We start from the raw sequence: 7,799 nt of genomic DNA, 5'->3' as shown, positions 1-7,799 counted from the left end.
GTGTGGCACATCGACTCCTTCGACCAGTGGGGCGTCGAACTCGGCAAGGTCCTCGCCAAGCGCGTGGAGCCCGCCCTCACCGAGGGCGCCGAGGTGCCTGACCTGGACGGTTCCACCACGGCCCTCGTCGCCAAGTACCGGAATCTGCGCGGCCGTTGAGCGGAGCCGCCGGTTAATCGGGTGCGTGTCCGAGGTCCGGCGGGTGACACTGCTTCGGCTCTGTCACCCGCCGGGAGGGACCCCGTCATGGACCAGCTGCTCACCGCGCTCGCCGACCCCGAGAGACTGCGGCTGTACGCGCGCGTCGTCCTCGACGAGCTGCCGCCCGGCGAGGCGGACTCTCCCGCCGCCCGCAAGCACCTGAACCGGCTGCTCGCCGCCGGGCTCCTGAAGCGGCTGCCCGACGGGTCGCTCCGCGCCGACCCCGGCGTCTTCCGGCGCGCGCCCGCCCCGGTGGACGCCCCCGCCACCGTGCCCCGGCGCCTCACCGGCTTCTTCTCCCACGGCCGCCTCACGACCATCCCCGTACGGCCCGTCGTACGCCACGAACTCCTCGTCCATCTGACGGACACCCTCTTCCGGGCCGACCGCGCCTACAGCGAGCGCGAGGTCAACGACGCGTTCCGCACCGTCCACGACGACACCTCCGCACTGCGCAGGTACTGCGTCATGGACGGCCTCCTGGTGCGCGAACGGGACGGCAGCAGCTACCGCCGCGTCCCCGCCCACGCGTAAGGGCCCCGCACCGGATGAGGTGCGGGGCCCTTGTCGCGCAGCACTCAAGCGATGGCCGACCGGTACAGCTCCGGAGGGAGCTGGGAGGCCGCCGCCGCGTCCAGCAGCCACAGCGTGCGCGAGCGGCCGCGGGCGCCGGCCGCGGGGGCCTGCACCTCGCCCGCCCCGGACAGGGCGATGGCCGCGGCCCCCGCCTTGTCCTCGCCCGCCGCGAGCAGCCACACCTCACGTGCCGAGCGGATCGCCGGCAGGGTGAGCGTGACCCGGGTCGGCGGGGGCTTCGGCGCGCCGTGCACGCCCACCACCGTCCGCTCGCTCTCGCGCACCGCCGGAAGCTCCGGGAAGAGCGAGGCGACGTGCGTGTCCGGGCCGACGCCCAGCATCAGGACGTCGAAGGTCGGCACCGGGCCGTGGTCCTCCGGACCCGCGGCGGCGGCCAGTTCGGCGGCGTAGACCTCCGCCGCGGCGTCCACTTCGTAGTGCCCGTCGGAGGCCGGCATCGGGTGCACCCGGGCCGGGTCGAGCGGCACGGCGTCCAGGAGCGCCTCGCGGGCCTGCGTGTAGTTGCGCTCCGGGTCGCCCTCCGGCAGGAAGCGCTCGTCGCCCCACCACAGGTCCAGGCGCGACCAGTCGATCGCGTCGCGGGCCGGGGAGGAGGCGAGCGCCGCCAGCAGGCCGTTGCCGTTGCGGCCGCCGGTGAGGACCACCGAGGCGTGGCCGCGCGCGGCCTGCGCGTCGACGACCTTCGTGATGAGGCGGGCCGCCGCGGCCTGCGCCATCAGGTCCTTGTCGCGGTGGACGACGAGCTGCGGGGCCGTGCTCACTTGGTCACCGCCTTCTTCTCGGCGGGCTTCTTCGCCGCGGCCCTCTTGGCCGGCGCCTTCTTCGCGGCGGCCTTCTTGGTGGCGGGGGCCGAAGCGTCCTGCCCGTCCTCGGCCTGCCCGGCGTCCTCGGGCTTTCCGCCGGCCGCGGGCGTGTCGGCGCCCTCGGCCTTGGACGCCTTGGACCCCGCCGTGGACTCCGCCGTCGGCTCCGAGTCGGGTCCGCCGAGGCGCTCCACGCCGTACTTCAGCGTGGAGGCGTAGGTGTCGTCCGGGTCGAGGCGCCGCAGCTCCTCCGCGATCAGCTCGGCCGTCTCGCGGCGCTTGAGCGCCACCGCGCGGTCGGGCTGCCCCTGGATGGAGAGCGTGGCCAGCGAGCCGTCGGCACGGTCGAGCACGATGGGACCGCAGTCGGTCTCCATGCGTACGCCGGTCAGGCCGGGGCCCGGCGACAGCGACCGCTTGACGGGGACGTCGAGGCGGTCGGCGAGCCACATGCCGAGCAGCTCGCAGCTCGGGTTGAACTCCTCGCCCTCCACCTGCACCGAGGTGACCTCGCACGTGACCTGGTCCAGGGCCGCGGCGAGCATGGAGCGCCACGGCGTGATGCGCGTCCAGGACAGGTCCGTGTCGCCGGGGTGGTAGGCCTCGGCGCGGGCGGTCAGCTCGTGGATCGGCTGCTCGGCCGCGTAGGTGTCGGTGACGCGGCGCTGGGCCAGCGCTCCGAGCGGGTCGTTGGCCGGGTCCAGCGGGGCGTTCACCGGCCACCACACGACCACGGGCGCGTCGGGGAGCAGCAGCGGCAGGACGACCGACTGGGCGTGGTTGATGACCTCGCCGTACAGCCGCAGGACCACCGTCTCGCCGGTGCCCGCCTCGACGCCGACCCGCACCTCGGCGTCCAGGCGCGAGGTCGTGCGGTCACGGGGCGAGCGGGCGGCGCGCTTGATGACCACGAGGGTGCGCGAGGGGTGCTCGCGCGAGGCGTCGTTGGCGGCCTTCAGGGAGTCGTAGGCGTTCTCCTCGTCGGTGACGATGACGAGGGTCAGGACCATGCCGACGGCCGGGGTGCCGATCGCGCGGCGGCCCTGCACGAGCGCCTTGTTGATCTTGCTGGAGGTGGTGTCCGTAAGGTCGATCTTCATGGCCGACGCCAGCTCCGTCCGTCTCGTGCGAGCATGTCGTCCGCCTCGGTCGGGCCCCAGGTGCCCGCCGGGTACTGCGCGGGCTTGCCGTGCTTGTCCCAGTACTCCTCGATCGGGTCGAGGATGTTCCAGGACAGCTCGACCTCCTCCGTGCGCGGGAAGAGGTTGGCGTCGCCGAGCAGGACGTCCAGGATCAGCCGCTCGTACGCCTCCGGGCTGGACTCGGTGAACGACTCGCCGTAGGCGAAGTCCATCGAGACGTCCCGGATCTCCATGGAGGTGCCGGGCACCTTGGAGCCGAAGCGGACCGTGATGCCCTCGTCGGGCTGGACGCGGATGACGATCGCGTTCTGGCCCAGCTCCTCGGTGGCGGTGTGGTCGAAGGGGGAGTGGGGCGCGCGCTGGAAGACGACCGCGATCTCCGTGACGCGCCGGCCGAGCCGCTTGCCGGTGCGCAGGTAGAAGGGGACGCCCGCCCAGCGGCGGTTGTCCACCTGAAGCTTGACCGCCGCGTAGGTGTCAGTCTTCGACTTGGGGTCGATGCCCTCTTCCTGGAGGTAGCCGACGGCCTTCTCGCCGCCCTGCCAGCCCGCGGAGTACTGCCCGCGCACGGTGCCCTTGCCGAGGTCCTTGGGCAGCTTCACCGCGCCGAGCACCTTGGCCTTCTCGGCGACCAGCGCGTCGGCGTCGAAGGAGGCGGGCTCCTCCATGGCGGTCAGCGCCATCAGCTGGAGCAGGTGGTTCTGGATGACGTCACGGGCGGCGCCGATGCCGTCGTAGTAGCCGGCGCGGCCGCCGATGCCGATGTCCTCGGCCATCGTGATCTGCACGTGGTCGACGTACGACCGGTTCCAGATCGGCTCGAACATCTGGTTGGCGAAGCGCAGCGCCAGGATGTTCTGGACGGTCTCCTTGCCGAGGTAGTGGTCGATCCGGAACACCTGGTCCGGGGCGAACACCTCGTGCACGATCGCGTTCAGCTCCTTGGCCGACGCGAGGTCGTGGCCGAAGGGCTTCTCGATGACGGCGCGGCGCCAGGAGCCCTCGGGGGCGTCCGCCAGCTCGTGCTTCTTGAGCTGCTGGACGACCTGCGGGAAGAACTTGGGGGGCACCGAGAGGTAGAAGGCGAAGTTGCCGCCCGTGCCCTGGGCCTTGTCCAGCTCCTGGATGGTGGCCTTGAGCTGCTCGAACGCCTTGTCGTCGTCGAAGTTGCCCTGGACGAAGCGCATCCCCTGGATGAGCTGCTGCCAGACCTCCTCGCGGAACGGCGTGCGCGAGTGCTCCTTGACCGCGTCGTGGACGACCTGGGCGAAGTCCTCGTCCTCCCAGTCGCGACGGGCGAAACCAATGAGGGAAAAGCCCGGCGGCAGCAGACCTCGGTTGGCGAGGTCGTACACGGCGGGCATCAGCTTTTTACGGGACAAATCGCCCGTGACACCGAAAATGACCAGGCCCGACGGCCCCGCGATACGCGGGAGCCGTCGGTCTGCGGCGTCACGCAGCGGATTGCTGCTTGACAAAGTGGTCAGCCCTTCGAAGGAGCGAGGCGCTTCAGCTCGGCCTCGGTCGACTTGAGCAGGTCGTTCCAGGAGGCCTCGAACTTGTCGACGCCCTCGTCCTCCAGGAGCTGCACGACCTCGTCGTACGAGATGCCGAGCTTCTCCACGGCGGCGATCTCGGCGCGAGCCTGCTCGTACGTGCCCGCGATGGTGTTGCCGGTGATGGAACCGTGGTCGCCGGTGGCCTCCAGGGTCGCCTCCGGCATGGTGTTCACCGTGTTGGGCGCGACCAGCTCGTCGACGTACAGGGTGTCCTTGTACGCCGGGTCCTTGACGCCGGTCGAGGCCCACAGCGGACGCTGCTTGTTGGCCTGCGCCTTGTCCAGGTCGGCCCAGCGCTCCGAGGAGAAGACCTCCTCGTAGGCCTCGTAGGCCAGGCGGGCGTTGGCGAGCGCGACCTTGCCCTTGAGGGACTTGGCCTCCTCCGTGCCGATGCCGTCCAGGCGCTTGTCGATCTCGGTGTCCACGCGGGACACGAAGAAGGACGCCACCGAGTGGATCTTGGAGAGGTCCAGGCCGCGCTCCTTGGCCTTCTCCAGGCCCGCCAGGTAGGCGTCCATGACCAGGCGGTAGCGCTCCAGCGAGAAGATCAGCGTGACGTTGACGCTGATGCCGAGACCGATGACCTCGGTGATCGCCGGGAGGCCGGCCTCGGTGGCCGGGATCTTGATGAGCGTGTTCGGGCGGTCCACCAGCCACGCGAGCTGCTTGGCCTCGGCGGTCGTGGCCTTGGTGTTGTGCGCCAGGCGCGGGTCGACCTCGATGGACACCCGGCCGTCCTGGCCGTCCGTCGCGTCGAAGACCGGGCGCAGGATGTCGGCGGCGTCCCGGACGTCCGCCGTCGTGATCATGCGGATGGCCTCTTCGACCGTGACCTCGCGGGCGGCGAGGTCGGAGAGCTGCTGGTCGTAACCGTCGCCCTGCGAGATGGCCTTCTGGAAGATCGACGGGTTGGTGGTGACGCCCACGACGTGCTGCTGGTCGATCAGTTCCGCGAGGTTGCCGGACGTGATCCGCTTGCGCGACAGGTCGTCCAGCCAGATCGCGACGCCTTCTTCGGAGAGGCGCTTGAGTGCGTCTGTCATGGAATTACATCTCCTACTTCGTCGTATACGGGCGTCAGCGCTGGGCGGCGGCGAGGGATTCCCGCGCCGCCTGGGCCACCGCGTCGGCGGTGAACCCGAACTCCCGGAACAGCACCTTGGCGTCCGCCGAGGCACCGAAGTGCTCCAGCGACACGATGCGTCCGGCGTCGCCCACGAAACGGTGCCAGGTCAGACCGACGCCCGCCTCGACCGCCACCCGCGCCTTGACCGACGGCGGCAGCACGCTGTCGCGGTACCCCTGGTCCTGCTCCTCGAACCACTCGACCGACGGCATCGAGACCACGCGCGTCGGAACGCCGGCGGCCTGGAGCTGCTCGCGGGCCTCGACGGCGAGGTGCACCTCGGAGCCGGTGCCGATCAGGATGACCTCGGGAGCGCCGCCCTCGGCCTCGAACAGGACGTAGCCGCCCTTGGCCGCGTCCTCGTTGCGCTCGTACGTCGGCACACCCTGGCGGGTCAGTGCGAGGCCGTGCGGGGCGCCCTTGCCGAACTCCTTGGTGTAGCGCTTGAGGATCTCGCGCCAGGCGATGGCGGTCTCGTTGGCGTCGGCCGGGCGTACGACGTTCAGGCCCGGGATGGCGCGCAGCGAGGCCAGGTGCTCGACCGGCTGGTGGGTCGGGCCGTCCTCGCCGAGGCCGATGGAGTCGTGCGTCCACACGTACGTCACCGGCAGGTGCATGAGCGCGGACAGGCGCACGGCGTTGCGCATGTAGTCGGAGAACACCAGGAAGGTGCCGCCGTAGATCCGGGTGTTGCCGTGCAGCGCGATGCCGTTCATCTCCGCGGCCATGGAGTGCTCGCGGATGCCGAAGTGGATCGTGCGGCCGTACGGGTCGGCCTCCGGCAGCGGGTTGTCCGCGGGGAGGAACGACGACGTCTTGTCGATCGTCGTGTTGTTCGAGCCCGCGAGGTCGGCGGAGCCGCCCCACAGCTCGGGGATGACCGCGCCGAGGGCCTGGAGGACCTTGCCGGACGCGGCGCGCGTGGCGACGGCCTTGCCGGTCTCGAAGACGGGGAGCTTGTCCTGCCAGCCCTCGGGCAGCTCGCCCGCGGTGACGCGGTCGAACTCGGCGGCGCGCTCGCTGTTGGCGGTGCGCCAGGCGGCGAAGCCCTTCTCCCACTCGGCCTTGGCCTCGCGGCCCCGGTCGAGCGCCTTGCGGGTGTGCGCGATGACCTCGTCGGAGACCTCGAAGGTCTGCTCCGGGTCGAAGCCGAGGACGCGCTTGGTGGCGGCCACTTCCTCGTCGCCGAGCGCCGAGCCGTGCGCGGCCTCGGTGTTCTGCGCGTTCGGGGCGGGCCAGGCGATGATCGAGCGCATCGCGATGAAGGAGGGACGCCCGGTCTCGGCCTTCGCGGCCTGGATCGCGGCGTACAGGGCGGCCGGGTCGAGGTCGCCGTTCTCCTTGGGCTCCACGCGCTGGACGTGCCAGCCGTAGGCCTCGTACCGCTTGAGGGTGTCCTCGGAGATCGCGGTCGCCGTGTCGCCCTCGATCGAGATGTGGTTGTCGTCCCACAGCATCACGAGGTTGCCGAGCTTCTGGTGCCCGGCCATCGAGGACGCCTCCGCGGAGATGCCCTCCTCCAGACAGCCGTCACCGGCGATGACGAAGATGTGGTGGTCGAACGGCGACTCGCCGGCCGGGGCCTGCGGGTCGAACAGACCGCGCTCGTAGCGGGCGGCCATCGCCATGCCCACGGCGTTGGCGACACCCTGGCCCAGCGGGCCCGTCGTCGTCTCCACGCCCGTGGTGTGGCCGTACTCCGGGTGGCCCGGGGTCTTGGAGCCCCAGGTGCGGAAGGCCTTCAGGTCGTCCAGCTCCAGGCCGAAACCGGCCAGGTACAGCTGGATGTAGAGGGTCAGGGACGAGTGACCCGCGGAGAGGACGAAACGGTCGCGACCGGTCCACTCCGCGTCCGCCGGGTCATGGCGCATCACCTTCTGGAAAAGGGTGTACGCGGCGGGCGCGAGGCTCATGGCCGTACCGGGATGGCCGTTGCCGACCTTCTGTACGGAATCCATGGCCAGGACGCGAGCGGTGTCAACGGCTCGCTGGTCCAGTTCGGTCCACTCGAGGTCTGTGGTGGTCGGCTTGGTGCTCACCCTGAGTCAGGGCTCCTCTCCACATGTCGAATGCCGGCGATGAGAATCCCACCGGCCGTTGTCGAGCCTACCGTTGCCGGAACGTGCATTTTTTCGAGTCATTCCAGACTGCCGGGCCCCGCGGGGATCCGCCTCCCGAAAGGAATGCGCGGCGATTCGCCATGTGAATAGGGAACCGCTCAGATGTCCGCTCAAAGGTCGTTCGGCAACGCTCATGTGTCCGCTCGTGTGTCCGCTCGAAGGGCGGTTCACACCTGTGGGGGAGTACCCCACGCGCTCGCCGTACCCCGCGTCCGGCACCTCAACACGACCCCACCCCCGCGAAGGGCGAG

General features: G+C 70.6%; 7 protein-coding genes. 2 read left to right on the top strand and 5 right to left on the bottom strand.

Going from position 1 to position 7,799, the window contains the following annotated elements; genetic code table 11:
* On the top strand, positions 1–159 hold a 159-nt coding region (locus ABZ385_RS30390; protein WP_358913924.1), incomplete at its 5' end, for a hypothetical protein.
* A gap of 294 nt (positions 160–453) precedes the next feature.
* A complete protein-coding gene (locus ABZ385_RS30385) occupies positions 454–735 on the top strand; it encodes a DUF2087 domain-containing protein (protein ID WP_358583833.1) in 282 nt (93 codons plus the stop codon).
* 44 nt (positions 736–779) lie between these two features.
* On the opposite strand, the gene pgl is transcribed toward ABZ385_RS30385, so the two are convergent.
* The 5 genes from pgl to tkt are packed head-to-tail and all read right to left on the bottom strand — an operon-like array spanning position 780 to position 7,467.
* The gene (gene pgl / locus ABZ385_RS30380; RefSeq protein WP_358583801.1) at positions 780–1,559 is read right to left on the bottom strand and encodes a 6-phosphogluconolactonase; all 780 of its coding nucleotides are present in this window, start codon (positions 1,557–1,559) and stop codon (positions 780–782) included.
* Positions 1,556–2,701: a glucose-6-phosphate dehydrogenase assembly protein OpcA gene (opcA, locus tag ABZ385_RS30375; RefSeq protein ID WP_358583800.1), complete on the bottom strand. Its 1,146-nt coding sequence runs from the start codon at positions 2,699–2,701 to the stop codon at positions 1,556–1,558. The genes pgl and opcA overlap by 4 nt, the downstream gene beginning before the upstream one ends.
* A complete protein-coding gene (zwf, locus tag ABZ385_RS30370; RefSeq protein ID WP_358583831.1) occupies positions 2,698–4,230 on the bottom strand; it encodes a glucose-6-phosphate dehydrogenase in 1,533 nt (510 codons plus the stop codon). The genes opcA and zwf overlap by 4 nt, the downstream gene beginning before the upstream one ends.
* Entirely contained in the window at positions 4,227–5,345 is a 1,119-nt protein-coding gene (gene tal / locus ABZ385_RS30365; RefSeq protein ID WP_358913921.1) for a transaldolase, read from the bottom strand. The genes zwf and tal overlap by 4 nt, the downstream gene beginning before the upstream one ends.
* Positions 5,346–5,379: 34 nt before the next feature.
* Positions 5,380–7,467: a transketolase gene (gene tkt, locus ABZ385_RS30360; RefSeq protein ID WP_358913920.1), complete on the bottom strand. Its 2,088-nt coding sequence runs from the start codon at positions 7,465–7,467 to the stop codon at positions 5,380–5,382.
* Positions 7,468–7,799 lie beyond the last annotated feature (332 nt).

It is taken from the genome of Streptomyces sp. NPDC005898, from assembly GCF_040629635.1.
Taxonomy (GTDB): domain Bacteria; phylum Actinomycetota; class Actinomycetes; order Streptomycetales; family Streptomycetaceae; genus Streptomyces.
This window is presented reverse-complemented; position numbering and strand designations above follow the sequence as displayed.